This is a genomic window from Streptantibioticus cattleyicolor NRRL 8057 = DSM 46488, assembly GCF_000240165.1.
GTDB lineage: Bacteria > Actinomycetota > Actinomycetes > Streptomycetales > Streptomycetaceae > Streptantibioticus > Streptantibioticus cattleyicolor.
Map to the genome: position 1 here is coordinate 5,461,927 of NC_017586.1, position 15,716 is coordinate 5,477,642.

Genomic DNA, 15,716 nt, shown 5'->3' on the forward strand with positions numbered 1-15,716 from the left:
CGGCCCCCATGCAGTCAACCGTGAATCGGCGGGAGATCCAAAGACTGCACTGGCAACGGTTATCGGCAGCGGTAGCACGGCGCTGACCTGCGGTTTTCTCAGGAGGACCGATTCACCCGGACGGCCGTGCCGGACGGGTTCGGGGACGGGCGCGTCAGCGCTTGGTGACCGCCCACTGGGTCACCGGCATCGCCGGGCGCCAGCCGGTGAAGCCGCCCACCGGGGCCGCCGAGGCGACCGCGATACGGACCAGGTCGCCGCCGTGCTCGCGGTGCCAGGCGGCGAGGACGGCCTCGGACTCCACGGTGACCGCGTTGGAGACCAGCCGCCCGCCCGGGCGCAGCGCCGACCAGCAGGCGGCCAGCAGCCCGTCCACGGTCGCGCCGCCGCCGACGAAGACCGCGTCCGGCGCCGGGAGCCCGTCCAGCGCCCGCGGCGCCGGGCCGACGACCACCCGCAGCCCGGGCACGCCGAGGGCCTCGGCGTTGCGCTCGGCGCGGGCCGCCCGCACCGGGTCCCGTTCGACCGCCACCGCCCGGCAACCGCGGTGCGCCCGCATCCACTCCACCGCGACGCTGCCGGAGCCGGCCCCGACGTCCCACAGCAGTTCGCCCGGCGCGGGGGCCAGCGCGGCCAGGGTGACCGCGCGCACGTGGCGCTTGGTGAGCTGTCCGTCGTGTTCGTACGCCGCGTCCGGCAGCCCGGGGACCAGGGAGAGCCGCGGCGTGCCGGGGGCGGCCCGGCACTCCAGGGCGATGACGTTGAGCGGATCGCCGGGCGGGTGCGGCCAGTCGTGCGCGGTGCCCTCGACGCGGCGTTCGGCGGGGCCGCCGAGCTGTTCGAGCACGGTGAGCGCGCTGGGGCCGAAGCCCCGGTCGCACAGGAGCGCGGCGACCTCGGCCGGGGTCGCGGCGCCGGCGCTGAGCACCAGCAGCCGACGGCCGTGGTGGAGCGCCGCGGCGAGGGCGGCGGCGGGCCGCCCCACCAGGCTGACCACCTCCGTCTCGTCCAGCGGCCAGCCCAGCCGGGCGCAGGCGTAGCTCACCGAGGACGGATGGGGCAGCACCCGCAGCCGGTCCGCCCCGGCGACCTCGGCCAGGGCCCGGCCGATGCCGAAGAACATCGGGTCACCGCTGGCCAGTACGGCGACCTCGCGGCCGGCGTGACGGGCGAGCAGACCGGGCACGGCGGGCCGCAGCGGGGAGGGCCACTCGACCCGTTCCCCCGGGCATTGCGGCGGCAGGAGGGCGAGTTGACGCGCGCCGCCGATCACCACCTCGGCCCTCGTCAGCGCCTCCCGGGCGGCCGGCGGCAGCCCCGCCCAGCCGTCGGCACCCACGCCGACGACGGTCAGGGAACCGGCTGCGTCTGCACTGGACACGTCGAAACACCTCGGGGTTCACGGCGGCGGGGGTCCGCAAGGAACCCTACTTGCGGGCCACCGGACGCGAGAACCGGGTGCGGGTCCGCTGTGGACCCGCACCCGGTTCCCGGTGATGCGGTGCTACCTGCGCGGTGTTCAGAACGCGAACACGTAGCGGCTCGCGTCCTGTGCCCGGCACGCGTTGGGGTACACGTGGCTGTAGGAGACCCGCTGGCCGTGCCAGACGCCCTCGGCGGTCAGGACGACCGGGTTCCACAGGTCCGGGCAGATCCGGCCGGAGTGGGTGTCGACCAGCGCCGCGAAGTCGCCCTGGGCGGCGTTGAGTTCGGCGCACGCGTCGGCCGGTGCCGGGTGGTCGCCGCCCGGGGTGGGCGTACAGCGCAGCGAGACCGCCCGCTGCACGGCGGCGTTGGTGGTCGTCTGGCCCTTGCCGATGGTCAGTACGAGCTCGGTGGGCGCGTACAGACTCGTCGGACGCGCGGGCGCGGCGTGGGCCGTGGCCGTGCCGGCCAGCGTCCCGGTGAGGCAGACCGCCGCAGCCGCCATCACGCCCAACGCCCTCTTGGTGTACCGCATTTCGAACACTCCTCAGTGCCTGGTCGCGGATATCGGACGGAAGTCTTATGGAAGATTCGGAGGAACGCACATCGAACGATCGCTTTTGGTCACCGTCCGCCATGTTTTGGTGGCGCATTGGTGACCAAGCGTCGCCCGTGGATCCCGTTCTGACCAGTGCGGCCGGATTTTCGGGCGTACCGTACGAGCGTTCGGTCGACGCGCTCCAGTCGCCCCAGCTCGACCGGATAGTGCCGGTGTACGGGCAATGGCGGGGTAACGGCGGACGAATGCGGATGTAACAAAGACCCCGCACCCCACAACGGCCAGGGACCGCGCCGCGCAACGGTCAAGACCCCGCACCGCACAACGGCCAGGGCCCCCGGCGCACACGCGCCGGGGGCCCTGGAGGAGGGGTGGGAGGGCGGCCTCAGCCGTCCCTGCGCAGCCGGGCCAGCGGCGCCGGGGCGACGATGAACCCCTCGGCCCGCGCGCTCGCCAGGCCGATCCGCGGCAGCTGCGAACTCTTCTCGAACAGCAGGAAGCGCGGCTCCCAGATCGGGCGGTACTTGGCGTTGGCCCGGTACAGCGACTCCAGCTGCCACCAGCGGGAGAAGAACATCAGCGCCGACCGCCACATCCGCAGCACCGGGCCGGCGCCAAGCCGCGCGCCCTGCTCGAAGACCGAGCGGAACATGGCGAAGTTGAGCGACAGCCGCTCCACCCCGACCTGCGCCGAACCCTGGATCAGATCCAGCACCATGAACTCCACCAACCCGTTGTCCGAGTTGCGGTCGCGGCGCATCAGGTCCAGCGAGAGCCCCTTGGGACCCCACGGCACGAAGCTGAGCAGCGCGCGCAGTTCGCCCTCGGCGTCGTGGCACTCCACCATCACGCACTGGCCGTCGGCCGGGTCGCCCAGGCGCCCCAGCGCCATCGAGAAGCCGCGTTCGGTCTGGCCGTCCCGCCAGCGGTCGGCGGCGGCCAGCAACTCGGCCATCTCCTCGGCCGGGATGTCGGTGTGGCGGCGGATGCGGGTGGTGTAGCCGGCCCGCTTGATCCGGTTGTACGCCTGGCGCACCCCGCGCATCGCGCGCCCCTCCAGGGTGAAGTCGGCGGTCTCCACGATGGCCTCGTCGCCGAGTTCCAGCGCGTCCAGGCCGTGCCGGGCGTAGACGTTGCCGCCCTCCTCGCTGGCGCCCATCACCGCCGGGATCCACGCGTGCTCACGGGCCTCCGCCAGCCACGCGTCGATCGCCCCCGGCCACGCCTCCACGTCGCCGATCGGGTCGCCGGAGGCCAGCGTCACCCCGCCCACCACCCGGTAGGTGATGGCGGCCTTGCCGGACGGCGAGAAGATCACCGACTTGTCGCGGCGCAACGCGAAGTAGCCCAGCGAGTCCCGGGCGCCGTGCTTGTCCAGCAGCGCGCGCAGCCGGTCCTCGTCGTCCCGGTCGAGCAGCTCCCGGCCGCGCGGCGAGCGGAAGAGCGCGTAGAGCACGGCGAGGAAGAGCAGCAGACCGGTCAGGTTGATACCGGTGCTCACCCAGGCGGCCACCCGCAGGGTGGGGAAGTCCTGGTCGCTGCTGAGCGTGGCCAGCCGCAGCGCCACGTACCACACCCGGTCGCCGACGCTCGTCTGGTCCGTCCCCGCGGCGGTCACCAGCGTGGTGCCGACCAGGACGGAGACGAGCGCGCCCGCGCCCAGCACCGCCAGCGCCAGCTGCGGGTTGGTCGGGTCGCCCTTGGCGTGGTTCTCCCGGCGGCCCAGCACCGCGAAGGCCAGCACCACCACGGTGATCGCGGTGGAGATCCAGTTGAACGGGTGCTCCCGGTACTCGGGGAACGTCAGCAGCCACACCGACAACGCCGCGTAACCACCGCACAGCAGCATGAAGACGATCCACGCCACCCGCTTGCGCCGGGCCAGCATCATCGCCATGAAGATCGCCGCCGCCGCCGAGCCGAACCCGGCGAAGAGCATGAACGGGGTGAACAGCTCACCGGAGTTGTGGTGGTGCACCTGCTCACGCAGGGGGAACGACACGGCGGTGAGCAAGTTCACCAGGCCGACCAGGCGCAGGTACCAGATCGGTACGGCGGCACTGCGCCGGGACAGCGCACCGCCCCGGCCCGACTTCCGTGGCTGCTGCCCGCCCGACCCCGCCCCGGTGCCGTTGTCGGCACGCGACGGGACCTTGACAGCATTGCTCATCTACGACGCCTCTCGAAATCCGCTGAACTCCTGGCCACCCGGCGCTGCGCTCCCCCCGTCGCGACGGCGTGCCACACCGTCGGCCGACGATACCAACCGCACGAAAAAGGCGACACCCACTCGTGTTCGGGCAAAGCGTCACGCACAGGCGCATAAGTGGCATCCGACGCCGCACGGGCGCGCGCGGCGGCTCGTAACCAAGACGACGTGCGCCCGCCGGAGGTTGCCTCCCGGCTCACAGGTCACGTGGCGTGACCGCTTGGTGACGCCGGGACCGCACCGCCGATTGCGTCACGCGCAACGACGCCGGGGTCGCCCGGGCGCCGGAGGTGGCCTCGGCCCGCGGGGCCGCTACTGTGCTGGCATGGCGACCAACGGGGCGGAACACGGCGGACCCGGCTACGTGTTGCTGCTGGCCTCGGCACCACCGGGCCGGCACCGCGTACTGGACACCGAGGCGGCGCTCGCCCAGCTCGCCGCGGTGCCCCCGGGGCGGCTCACCGGTTCCGCCGCCGGCACCAGCGTCGTCCAGCTCGTGGACCCGGTGGACGCCAACACCGTCACCACCCACCTGCGGACCGCCGCCGCGGCACCCGGCCCGCTGCTCGTCCACGTCTGCGGGCAGCTCACCTTCGACCGACGCCAGCGCCTGCCGCACCTCACCCTGGGCCGCACCACACAGGCCACCGTGCGCTACACCGCGCTGCCCTGGCACTGGCTGGCCGCCGCCTTCCAGGGCCGCCCGCCGGGCACCACCACCGTCCTGGTCGACGTGGTCGCCGACGCGGGCGCCTGGCCGCGGCTGGCCGCCGAACCGGACCTGCTCACCCGCGAACTCGCCGCCGGCGGCGCCGCCGTGCACGGCCTCCTCGGCCCCCCGCCGGCCAAACGCACCACCGCCCCCTGCGGTTACACCAAGGCTCTCGCCGAACTCCTGCGCACCACCGCGCACCGCCCCGGCACCGCCGCCCTCCATCACGACGCCCTCGCCGCCACCCCCGGCCTCACCGGCCACGAGATCCCCCTCTCCGCGCTCCCCTCCCTCCCCGCCGCGCACCTGGCGCCCGCGGTGCCGTTGGCGGTGGGCGACGGGGGCGCGGTTCCGGCGCCGTCCGGCCCGCCGGTGTGGGAGTCGTTCGTCGCGGAAGTGGAAGTGGCGCCTGCGGTGAGCCAGGGCGCGGCGGTGCCGTTGGCGCGGCCGGAGGAGTCCGTGGGGGACCGGGGTGCCGTCCCGGCACCGCCTGCCGTGTCGGCCGTGCCGCCCGTGCGGCTGGTGAAGTCGTCGGACGAGGAGCCTGCGACTGCCGGCGCGCGGGCGGGGTCGGACGCGGTGCCCGCGGCGGGCGAGGGTGCGGTTGTACCTCCGGCGCGGCCGGGGGAGTCCGTGGGGGACCGGGACGCGCTTCCGGCGCCGTCCGGCCCGCCGGTGCGGGATGTTGTGTCCGCGGAGTCGTCCGTCGCGGAGGCGGACGGGGGCCCCGCGCCGGACGGGGGTGCGACGCTGCCTCCGGCGCGGCCGGGGGAGTCCGTGGGGGACCGGGACGCGCTTCCGGCGCCGTCCGGCCCGCCGGTGCGGGATGTTGTGTCCGCGGAGTCGTCCGTCGCGGAGGCGGACGGGGGCCCCGCGCCGGACGGGGGTGCGACGCTGCCTCCGGCGCGGCCGGGGGAGTCCGTGGGGGACCGGGACGCGCTTCCGGCGCCGTCCGGCCCGCCGGTGCGGGATGTTGTGTCCGCGGAGGCGGGCGAGGGTGCGGCGGGGCCGTCGGCGCGGCCGGAGGAGTCTCCCGCCGCGGAGGCGGTCCCCGCGCCGGTGGTGCCGTCGGCGCGGCCGGGGGAGGGTGGCGTTGCGGCGGCGCCTGCCGTGGGGCTGCCGGCGGGGGCCGGGGCGGAGGCGGGTTCCCGGGCGGCGGATCCGATCGCGGTGGCTCAGGCGTACGCGGCGGAGCAGGCGGCGCCGGCGCCGTTGGTGGTGCCGTTGCCGCCGAGTGTGCCGCCGGGGGCGCGGCGGGGGGACCCGCACGCGTTGATCCGGGACGCGGCGCGGGCCGGACGGCACGGGGAGGCCGCCGCGATCGCCGCCGCGTGGGAGCAGGAGGCGTTGCGGGCGGGGGGTCCGGGGTCGCCGGACGCGATCCACTGGGTGGAGGTCCGCGCCGACCTGGCGATGCTCTCCGGGGACACCGCCCGCGCCTGCGAGTTGTGGATGACCGCGGCGTCCGCCCGGCTCAGCGCAGGCCAGGACGCGCGGGAGGACGCGGTGGCCGACGCGGTCGACCGGGCCCACCACTGCTGGACGCGGATCGCCGACCACCGCCGGGCGCGTGCCGTCGCCGCGGAACTGCTGCGGCTGCGCACCCGGGTGCCCGGGCGCCGGCCGGGCGCGCTCCAGGCGCTGCGGCAGCGGATGGAGCTGCTCGACACGGCACCGGACGGCGACCCCGTCCGGTGACCGGGGCCGCCCTCAGCGCGCGTCGCGCCGCGGCCGTTCCAGGGTGAACCGGTCCACCGGCACCATCGCCCCGGCCGGGCCGGTCACCGCGTAGTAGGTGACGTGGATCCGGGTCCGGCCGCCCGGCGTTCCCGGGTCGACGTCGAAGGCGCAGAACCCGTACGGGTTCTCCTTGTCCCGGAAGGCCGACCACGGGGCCTCCTCGTGGACGTAGACGGGCTGGTAGTGGCCGTTGGGGCCGGGCGTCCGGGTGTCGCCGCGGGCCACGATCACCTTGGCGGAGGGCCGGTCGCCGAGCTTGCCGTTGGAGCTGATGCCCATCCCGCCGCCGCCGATCACCAGGTGCACCGTGCCCTTGCCGGTGTCGGCCACCGCGCGGTCGGTGGAGACCGGTATCGGGGTCGCCGTGGCGTTGGGCAGCTGACCGCGGATCGGCAGTGACCGCTCGTAGTGGTGTTCGTGGCCGCAGACCACCAGGTCGACCCCGTACCGGTCGAACAGCGGCAGCCACGCCTGACGCACCCCGAGGTCGGCGCCGTTGAAGTCGGCGGTGGAGATGACCACTTGGTGCATGCAGACCACGATCCAGTCGATGTCCGCGTCGGCCCGGGTGCGCCGCAGTTCGCGTTCGAGCCAGCGCTGCTGGGCGCCGCCGGAGTAGCCGTGGATGTAGGAGCCGCCGGCGTCCTGGTAGGCCACGTCGTCGTTCTGCAGCACGATCACCCGCACCGAGCCGGCCGTGAAGGCGTACCACAGCCCCCGGAACTCCTCCTCGGCGCCGTTGCCGGGCAGGTCGAAGTAGGTCTGGTAGCCGCGGAAGCCGATCGGGCCGTTGCCCAGCTCGTTCTCGTGGTTGCCGGCGGCCGGCATCCACGGCCGGTTCCGGGCCGAGCGGCTGTTGTTGGCGAACCAGTCGCGCCACACCCGGGTCGGGTCGGCCGACAGTTGCGCGTAGCACAGGTCCCCGTTGAGCAGGTGGAACAGGGGCGCGACGCGCTCCACCGCGCTGGTGGTGTCCCCGGCGTACTGCGAGCCGAAGTTGTCCTGGCCCCACAGCCCGTTGCCCTGGGCCTTGTTGACCTGTGGGGTGGCCTGGTCGCCGAAGCTGGTGAAGGTGAACGGACGCCGGCCGCGCGGCGCGGTGCGCAGCGTGCCCGCTTCCGGGGTGGCCCCGTCGTGCACGGCCACGTACAGGTACTCGGTCTCCGGGCGCAGGCCGGTGAGGCGGGCGTGGTGGGCGTGGACCTCCTCGCCGGTCACCGGGTCCCGGTACGTCCTGGTGTGCGCCGCGACGCTGTGGCCGACGCCGTCGCCGACGGTGCCGAGCAGCACCCGGGGCCTGCGTACCGGGATGGGGGTCTGCCAGGAGACGGTGGCCTCGGTGGCGGCGTCGGCGCCGAACTGGAGGTGCACCCCGCTCAGCGACGGGGCGTCCAGCCGGCTCGGGCCGCGCAGCAGGAGCGGGGAGGGGGCGCCGGCCACCGAGGGGGAGGCCGCCGCGGGGGAGGGCACCGCGAGCGCGGAGGCGCCGGCCCCGGCCGCGGCGAGCAGCCCGCGGCGGGAGACGGAGGTTTCGCTACGACTCATGTGCCACGACGATGCCGACGCGCGGTTGCCGTGACGCGTCCCCCGGGCGTGCGGCAGGCGACACCACGGCGAAGTCCGCCGGTGCCCGGGCCCCCTCCGCCGCCGGACCCCGGTCCAAGGTTGTGTGCACCAAGCAGTGTCGTTTCACGCTATGCTTGCTGGGCACAAGCAATGCGCGGTGGTGCCGCATTCTCCCGCACCACGATTCCGACATGACGTACCGGACACAGCGTACCGATGGCGACGCACCGGACATGACATGCGCGACATGACATGACACACCGAACTTGATGTTCAGGGTATGACGTACGAAAGCGGAGGGCGATGGACAAGGGGACGGTCCATGGCGGCGTTCCGGCCACCCCGGAGGTCACGGCCGCGTCGAGCCTGGCCGACGCGGCGGCCGGACTGGGGACCGAGATCGTCCGGTTCACCCGGCTGATCGCGGCCTGGAAGCAGCGCGCCAAGCACGAGCCCGGGGCGGCCGACCGGGTCCTGCTCGCCCGGCTGGTGCTCGGAGGGGAGCGGAGGGCGACGGACCTGGCCGCCGACGCCTTCCTCGACCTGTCGACGGTCAGCCGCCAGGTCCGCTCGCTGGTCGAGCGCGGCCTGGTGGCACGCCACCCCGACCCGGAGGACCGGCGCGGCTCGCTGCTGTCGGCGACCGAGAGCGGACGGGCCGCCTTCGAGATGTACCGCAAGCAGCGGGACAGCGAACTCGCCAGCCTGCTTCGGACGTGGTCACCGCAGGACCGTGCCGACCTGATCAGGCTGCTGGCACGCCTCAACAACGACTTGGTGGAACAACAACAGGCGACGCAGTGCCCCGGCAAGGTCCCGGGCAGCGCGGCGGAGCAGGGAGACATACGAGTATGAGCACTACCGCGTCCCCGCCGACCGGGGGAGCAACGGCGGCGGCCCCGCCAGGGGCGTTGAGCCACCGGCAGATCCTGACCATCCTCAGCGGTCTGATGCTGGGCATGTTCCTGGCCGCGCTGGACCAGACGATCGTCAGCACCTCGATCCGGACCATAGCCGACGACCTGCACGGCCTCAGCCAGCAGGCGTGGGCGACCACGGCCTACCTGATCACCTCGACGATCGCCACCCCGCTGTACGGCAAGCTGTCCGACCTGCACGGCCGCAAGCCCTACTACCTCTCCGCCATCACCATCTTCGTGATCGGCTCGGCGGCGTGCACCTTCTCCACCTCGATGACCGAGCTGGCCGCCTTCCGGGCCTTCCAGGGTCTGGGTGCCGGTGGTCTGATGTCGTTGGCGCTGGCGATCATCGGTGACATCGTGCCGCCCCGCGAGCGCGCCCGTTACCAGGGCTACATGCTCGGTGTCTTCGCCACCTCCAGCGTGGCCGGCCCGCTCATCGGCGGCTTCCTGGCCGGCCAGAGCACCCTGCTGGGCATCACCGGCTGGCGCTGGGTCTTCCTGGTCAACGTGCCGATCGGCGTCATCGCGCTCTTCGTCGTCGCCAAGGTGCTCAACCTGCCGCACACCCGCCGCGACCACCGCATCGACTGGTGGGGCGCGGTCACCATCGCCATCGGCGTGGTGCCGCTGCTGCTCGTCGCCGAGCAGGGCCGGGAGTGGGGCTGGGGCTCCACCCGCTCGATCCTGTGCTACGCGATCGGCGTGGTCGGCATCATCGCCTGGGTCTTCGTCGAGCGCTGGGTCGGCGACGACGCGCTGATCCCGATGCGGCTCTTCCGCAACGGCACCTTCAGCAAGACCAGCCTGCTCTCCGTGCTGATCGGCATGGGCATGTTCGGCGGCATGCTGATGATCCCGCAGTACCTCCAGATCGTGAAGGGCGCCAGCCCCACCAAGTCCGGCCTGGAGATGCTGCCGCTGATGCTCGGCATGATGATCGCCTCGGTGGTCAGCGGCCAGATCACCTCCAAGACCGGCCGCTACAAGATCTTCCCCGTCATCGGCACCGCGCTGATGGTCGCCGCGATGCTCCTGTTCCACTTCGAGGTCCAGTGGGACACCCCGCTGTGGCAGACCATGGTCTACATGCTCGTCTTCGGCCTCGGCCTGGGTTGCTGCATGCAGACGCTGGTGCTGGCGGTGCAGAACGCGGTGCCGCCGAAGGACATGGGTGTGGCGACCGCCTCGTCCACCTTCTTCCGGCAGATGGGCGCCACCGCGGGTACCGCGATCTTCCTGTCGGTGCTCTTCAGCAGCGTCGGTGACAAGATCGCCTCGGCGTTCCGCTCGGCCGCCGGCACCGCCTCGTTCCAGGCCGCGCTGCACGACCCGGCGGTCCTGAGCGACCCGGCCAACAAGCCGGTGCTGATGATGCTCAAGCACCCCGGTGCGGCCGGCTCCGGCGGCGGCGTGCTCAGCGACTCCTCCTTCATCCAGAAGCTGGACCCGCGGCTGGGCGCCCCGTTCAAGCAGGGCTTCGCCGACTCGATGCACGGGGTCTTCCTGCTCGGCGCCATCGTCATCGCGGTCGCCTTCGTGCTGGTGCTCTTCGTCAAGGAGGTGCCGCTGCGCCAGGTCTCCGGCCTCCAGGCGCGGGCCGCCGCGGAGGCCGAGAACGCGGCCGGCGGCGAGGGCGGCGGTGCCCCCGAGGGCGTCGCCACCACCGCCGAACTGCCCGCCCCGCGCGGCGGCGGCGCCCACCGGGCCGGACCCCGGCCGGAACCGGCCCCGCAGCCCGCGCCGGCCACCACCGCGGTGCTGGACGCGGTCGCCCCGGCCACCGGTCCGGCGGTGACCGGGTCCGTCCGGGACGGCGAGGGCCACCCGGTGGCGCAGGCTGTGGTCACCCTGATCGACGCCGGCGGCCGTCAGCTCGGCCGCACCGTCACCGGTGAGGACGGCGGCTACGCGATCGCCACCCCCGGCGCCGGCACCTACGTGCTGATCGGCTCGGCCGGCGCCCGCCAGCCGCAGGCGGCCACCGTGGTGGTCGGCGACGCCCCGGTCCCGTTCGACCTGGTGCTGGCCGGCGCCGCGGGCCTGGCCGGTGAGGTTCGTCAGGAGGCCGGCGGCGCCCCGGTGCCCGGCGCCCTGGTGGTCGCCACCGACGTCCGCGGCGAGGTCGTCGCCTCCGGCGCGGCCGGTGCCGACGGCGGCTTCACCTTCGGCGAGCTGGTCCCCGGCGTCTACACCCTCGCGGTGAGCGCCGAGGGCCACCGCCCGGCCGCCCTGCCGGTCGAGGTGACCCCCGGTACGCCCAACTGGTACGAGGTGCGGCTGGCGGCCGGCGCCCGGATCGGCGGCACCGTGCTCACCCCGCAGGGGCAGCCGGTGGACGACGCCCGGGTGACCCTGGTCGACCCGGCCGGCAACGTGGTGGGCACCGCGATCACCGGTGCCGACGGCGTCTACGGCTTCTCCGACCTCGACGGCGGCGAATACACCGTGATAGCCAGCGGCTACGCCCCGGTGGCCACCCCGCTGCGGATAGACGGCCCGGGCCGCACCGAGTTCGACGTGGACCTCGGACACGACCCGGCCAACTGACACAACGTCAGGCACAGTCGACGCCCGCCCCGGCCCCGCCGGGGCGGGCGCCGTCGTTCCCGCCGCGCCCTCGCCGTAGAATCCGGGCGAAACGCCCGCACGCCGCCGTGCCGCCCCCGAACCGGAGCCACCCGCACCCCATGACCCACCGGCCAGCCACCACCCCGGACCCCGCCCGGCCCCCCGGCCCGCCGCCCGGCGTCCAGGCGCACGACCCCTACGTACGGGTACGCGGCGCCCGCGAGCACAACCTGCGCAACGTCGACGCCGACCTGCCGCGCGACGCCCTGGTCGTCTTCACCGGCGTCTCCGGCTCCGGCAAGTCCTCGCTGGCGTTCGGCACCGTCTACGCCGAGGCGCAGCGCCGCTACTTCGAATCCGTCGCCCCCTACGCCCGCCGGCTGATCCACCAGGTGGGGGCGCCCAAGGTGGCCGCCGTCAGCGGACTGCCGCCCGCGGTCGCGCTGGAACAACGCAGAACGGCACCGACCTCCCGTTCCTCGGTGGGCACCGTCACCACCGTCTCCAACCTGCTGCGCATGCTCTACTCCCGGGCCGGCGACTACCCGCCGCAGGCCACCGGGCGCCTGGACTCCGACGCCTTCTCGCCCAACACCGCGGCCGGCGCCTGCCCCGAGTGCCACGGCCTGGGCACCGTGCACCGGGTGACCGAGGAATCCCTCGTCCCCGACCCGGACCTGACGATCCGTCAGGGCGCCATCGCCGCCTGGCCCGGCGCCTGGCAGGGCAAGAACCTCCGCGACATCCTGGACGCCCTCGGGTACGACATCGACCGCCCCTGGCGCGAACTCCCCGCCGAGCAGCGCGAATGGATTCTCTTCACCGACGAGCAGCCGGTGGTCACCGTCCACCCGGTACGCGACGCCGACCGCATCCAGCGCCCCTACCAGGGCACCTACAGCAGCGCCCGGCGGTACGTGCTGCGCACCTTCGCCGAATCCCGCAGCGCGACCCTGCGCGCCCGCGCCGAACGCTTCCTGGTCAGCGCCGCCTGCCCCACCTGTCACGGCCGCCGGCTGCGCCCCGAGGCGCTGGAGGTCACCTTCGCCGGACGCTCCATCGCCGAACTGGCCGCGCTGCCGCTGGCCGAACTGGCCCGGGTGCTGCGGCCCACCGCCGACGCGCCCGGCGACCACGCCGCCGCCACCCTCGCCCGCGACCTGGTCGCCCGCATCGACGTCCTGACCGAACTGGGCCTGGGCTACCTGGCCACCGACCGCCCCACCCCCACCCTCTCCCCGGGCGAACTCCAACGGCTGCGCCTGGCCACCCAGTTGCGCTCCGGCCTCTTCGGCGTCGTCTACGTCCTGGACGAGCCCTCGGCCGGCCTCCACCCAGCCGACACCGCCGCCCTGCTCACCGTCCTGGACCGGCTCAAGGCGGCCGGCAACTCGCTCTTCGTCGTCGAGCACGACATGGACCTGGTGCGCCGCGCCGACTGGATCGTGGACGTCGGCCCCGCGGCCGGCGAACACGGCGGCCAGGTGCTCTACTGCGGCCCGGTCGCGGGGCTGGCCGGCGTACCGGACTCCGCGACCCGCCGCTTCCTCTTCCCCGACGCCGGCCCCGGTACCGTCCCCGCCGCCCCCCGCGAGCCCACCGGATGGCTGCGGCTGCGCGGGGTCACCCGGCACAACCTGCGCGGCCTCGACGCCGACGTCCCGCTCGGCGTGCTCACCGCCGTCACCGGGGTCTCCGGCTCCGGCAAGTCGACCCTGGTCGGCCAGGTCCTCGCCGGGGCGCTCGCCGCCCACCTGGGCACCCCGGCACCGGCCCCGGAGGACGAGGAGGGGCCGGCCGCCACCGTGGACGGGGCCGCCGTCACCGCCGAGGGACTGGAAGCCGTCGACCGGCTGGTCCGCGTCGACCAGAAGCCCATCGGCCGCACCCCGCGCTCCAACCTCGCCACCTACACCGGGCTCTTCGACGCGGTCCGCAAGGTCTTCGCCGCCACCGAGCAGGCCCGCGCCCGCGGCTACGGGGCCGGCCGGTTCTCGTTCAACGTGCCCGGCGGGCGCTGCGAGAACTGCCAGGGCGAGGGGTTCATCGCCGTCGAACTGCTCTTCCTGCCCGGCACCTACGCCCCCTGCCCGCAGTGCCACGGCACCCGCTACGCCCCCGAGACCCTGGAGGTCACCTACCGCGGCGCGACCGTCGCCGACGTGCTGCGGATGACCGTGGAGACGGCCTCGGAGTTCCTGGCCGACGTACCCGCCGCCGCCCGCGCCCTGCGCACCCTGCGCGAGGTCGGCCTCGGCTACCTCAGACTCGGCCAGCCCGCCACCGAACTCTCCGGCGGCGAGGCCCAGCGCATCAAGCTCGCCGCCGAACTCCAGCGCGCCCACCGCGGTCACACCGTCTACCTGCTCGACGAACCCACCACCGGCCTCCACCCGGCCGACACCGAGGTGCTGCTGCGGCAACTGCGCCGGCTGGCCGACTCCGGCAACACGGTGGTCGTCGTCGAACACGACATGGACGTGGTCGCCGCCGCCGACTGGGTGATCGACCTCGGCCCCGGCGGCGGCGACGCCGGCGGGAGGATCGTCGCCGCCGGACCGCCCCGGCGGGTCGCCCGCGTCTCCGGCAGCCGCACCGCGCCCTATCTCGCCGCCCGGCTCCGCCCCGGCGAGTGAAACCGGCGGCAACGGGAAGGAACCGCGGCGGGCGGCGCACCCGGCGCGAGTACGCACCGGCCACCCGCGACGCCGCCGACGAAGGAGGACGCCCCGTGCGCATCGGACTGCTGGGCACCGGACCCTGGGCCCGGCGCGCCCACGCGCCCGCCCTCGCCGGCCACCCGGACGTGGAGTTCACCGGGGTGTGGGGCCGCCGCCCGGAAGCCGCCGCCGCCCTCGCCGAGGAGTACGCCACCACCGCCTACCGGGACGCCGACGCGCTGGTGGCGGCGAGCGACGCGGTGGCCCTCGCCCTCCCGCCGGACGTCCAGCCGGACCTCGCGGTGCGCGCCGCCCGGGCCGGCCGCCACCTGCTGCTCGACAAGCCGCTGGCGCTCACCGTGGAGCAGGCCCGGCGGGTGGCCGACGCGGTGGACGACGCCCAGGTGGCCGCGGTGGTCTTCTTCACGCTGCGGTTCCGGCCCGCCGTCCAGGAGTGGCTGGACCGGCAGGCCGCGCTCGGCGGCTGGTTCACCGCCCGGGCCGACTGGCTCGCCGCGGTCTTCACCGCCGATACGGCCAGCCCGTACGCCGCCTCCCCGTGGCGCCGCGAGCACGGCGCGCTGTGGGACGTGGGGCCGCACGCCCTCTCGGTGCTGCTGCCGGTGCTCGGCGACGTGGTGGAGGTGACCGCGGCGCACGGCCCCGGGGACACCACGCAGTTGTTCCTGCGCCACGACCGCGGCGCCGCCAGCAGCCTCACCCTCAGCCTCACCGCGCCGCCCGCCGCCGCCGGGGTCACCGTGGAACTGCGCGGCGACCACGGCGTGGCCACGCTGCCGGCGGACGACGGCGAGGGGCCGGTACCGGCGCTGCGGCGGGCGGTGGACGCGCTCGCCGAGGCCGCCCGTACCGGCCGCCCGCACCCCTGCGACCCGCGCTTCGCGCTGCGCGTCACCCAACTGCTCGCCCAGGCGGGCCACCTCACCCTCCGGAGGGAAACCCCGTGACCGAACGCACCAAGGGCCACCACGTCACCGTGGCGCCCAGCACCCAGCACGTCCGGGTGGTCATCGACGGCCAGGTGGTCGCCGACACCCGGCGCCCGGTCGTCCTGCGCGAGACCGGGCTGCCGATCCGCTACTACCTGCCCCCCGACGACGTCGACCTCACCCTCTTCGAGCCCACCGCCACCCGCACCACCTGCCCCTTCAAGGGCGAGGCGGCCTACTGGACGTACCGTGGCGAGGACGGCTCCGAACACCGCGACGTGGTGTGGGCCTACCCCGACCCGCTCCCCGAAGTCGCCCTGATCAAGGGCCACTTGTCGTTCTACGACACGGTGGCCCGGATCACCGTGGAGGGCGAGCCCCCGGCCGCCCCCGGGGCGTGAGCG

At 74.5% G+C, this 15,716-nt stretch carries 10 protein-coding genes; 6 read left to right on the top strand and 4 right to left on the bottom strand.

Translation table 11 applies throughout. The annotated features are described in order from the left end of the window. Positions 1-154: 154 nt before the first annotated feature. The 3 genes from SCATT_RS23940 to SCATT_RS23950 form a co-directional block, all read right to left on the bottom strand. Positions 155-1,381, bottom strand: a complete 1,227-nt coding sequence (locus SCATT_RS23940; RefSeq protein ID WP_014145764.1) for a bifunctional cobalt-precorrin-7 (C(5))-methyltransferase/cobalt-precorrin-6B (C(15))-methyltransferase — start codon at positions 1,379-1,381, stop codon at positions 155-157. Between the two features lie 138 nt (positions 1,382-1,519). Beyond that, entirely contained in the window at positions 1,520-1,960 is a 441-nt protein-coding gene (locus tag SCATT_RS23945; RefSeq protein WP_014145765.1) for a subtilase-type protease inhibitor, read from the bottom strand. A 409-nt stretch (positions 1,961-2,369) separates the two neighbouring features. Continuing rightward, positions 2,370-4,154 carry a phosphatidylglycerol lysyltransferase domain-containing protein gene (locus SCATT_RS23950; protein ID WP_014145767.1) on the bottom strand — a complete coding sequence of 595 codons (1,785 nt, stop codon included), beginning with the start codon at positions 4,152-4,154 and terminating at the stop codon, positions 2,370-2,372. 364 nt (positions 4,155-4,518) lie between these two features. On the opposite strand from SCATT_RS23950, the gene SCATT_RS23955 reads away from it, so the two are divergent. After that, a complete protein-coding gene (locus SCATT_RS23955) occupies positions 4,519-6,603 on the top strand; it encodes a hypothetical protein (RefSeq protein ID WP_014145769.1) in 2,085 nt (694 codons plus the stop codon). Between the two features lie 12 nt (positions 6,604-6,615). Here the strand turns inward: SCATT_RS23955 and SCATT_RS23960 are convergent, their stop codons facing one another. Then, positions 6,616-8,190 (bottom strand): purple acid phosphatase family protein, encoded by a 1,575-nt coding sequence (locus tag SCATT_RS23960; RefSeq protein WP_014145770.1) that lies wholly within the window; start codon positions 8,188-8,190, stop codon positions 6,616-6,618. Positions 8,191-8,514: 324 nt separating this feature from the next. On the opposite strand from SCATT_RS23960, the gene SCATT_RS23965 reads away from it, so the two are divergent. From SCATT_RS23965 to SCATT_RS23985, 5 genes are all read left to right on the top strand, one after another. Next, on the top strand, positions 8,515-9,066 hold the full coding sequence (locus tag SCATT_RS23965) for a MarR family winged helix-turn-helix transcriptional regulator (RefSeq protein WP_014145771.1): 552 nt from the start codon (positions 8,515-8,517) through the stop codon (positions 9,064-9,066). After that, positions 9,063-11,681: an MFS transporter gene (locus SCATT_RS23970; RefSeq protein WP_014145772.1), complete on the top strand. Its 2,619-nt coding sequence runs from the start codon at positions 9,063-9,065 to the stop codon at positions 11,679-11,681. Before SCATT_RS23965 ends, SCATT_RS23970 begins: the two co-directional genes overlap by 4 nt. Positions 11,682-11,821: 140 nt before the next feature. Then, positions 11,822-14,338, top strand: coding sequence for an excinuclease ABC subunit UvrA (uvrA, locus tag SCATT_RS23975; protein WP_014145773.1), 2,517 nt, complete (start codon positions 11,822-11,824; stop codon positions 14,336-14,338). 95 nt (positions 14,339-14,433) lie between these two features. Beyond that, a complete protein-coding gene (locus tag SCATT_RS23980; RefSeq protein WP_014145774.1) occupies positions 14,434-15,330 on the top strand; it encodes a Gfo/Idh/MocA family protein in 897 nt (298 codons plus the stop codon). After that, complete coding sequence (locus tag SCATT_RS23985) at positions 15,327-15,713, top strand: DUF427 domain-containing protein (RefSeq protein WP_014145775.1); 387 nt, start codon at positions 15,327-15,329, stop codon at positions 15,711-15,713. The genes SCATT_RS23980 and SCATT_RS23985 overlap by 4 nt, the downstream gene beginning before the upstream one ends. Positions 15,714-15,716 lie beyond the last annotated feature (3 nt).

Excerpts from the sequence above, each read along its gene's own strand:
- SCATT_RS23945 (WP_014145765.1), bottom strand. The coding sequence starts at position 1,960 with ATGCGGTACACCAAGAGGGCGTTGGGCGTGATGGCGGCTGCGGCGGTC.
- SCATT_RS23950 (WP_014145767.1), bottom strand. The coding sequence starts at position 4,154 with ATGAGCAATGCTGTCAAGGTCCCGTCGCGTGCCGACAACGGCACCGGG.
- SCATT_RS23955 (WP_014145769.1), top strand. The coding sequence starts at position 4,519 with ATGGCGACCAACGGGGCGGAACACGGCGGACCCGGCTACGTGTTGCTG.
- SCATT_RS23960 (WP_014145770.1), bottom strand. The coding sequence starts at position 8,190 with ATGAGTCGTAGCGAAACCTCCGTCTCCCGCCGCGGGCTGCTCGCCGCG.
- SCATT_RS23965 (WP_014145771.1), top strand. The coding sequence starts at position 8,515 with ATGGACAAGGGGACGGTCCATGGCGGCGTTCCGGCCACCCCGGAGGTC.
- SCATT_RS23970 (WP_014145772.1), top strand. The coding sequence starts at position 9,063 with ATGAGCACTACCGCGTCCCCGCCGACCGGGGGAGCAACGGCGGCGGCC.
- uvrA (WP_014145773.1), top strand. The coding sequence starts at position 11,822 with ATGACCCACCGGCCAGCCACCACCCCGGACCCCGCCCGGCCCCCCGGC.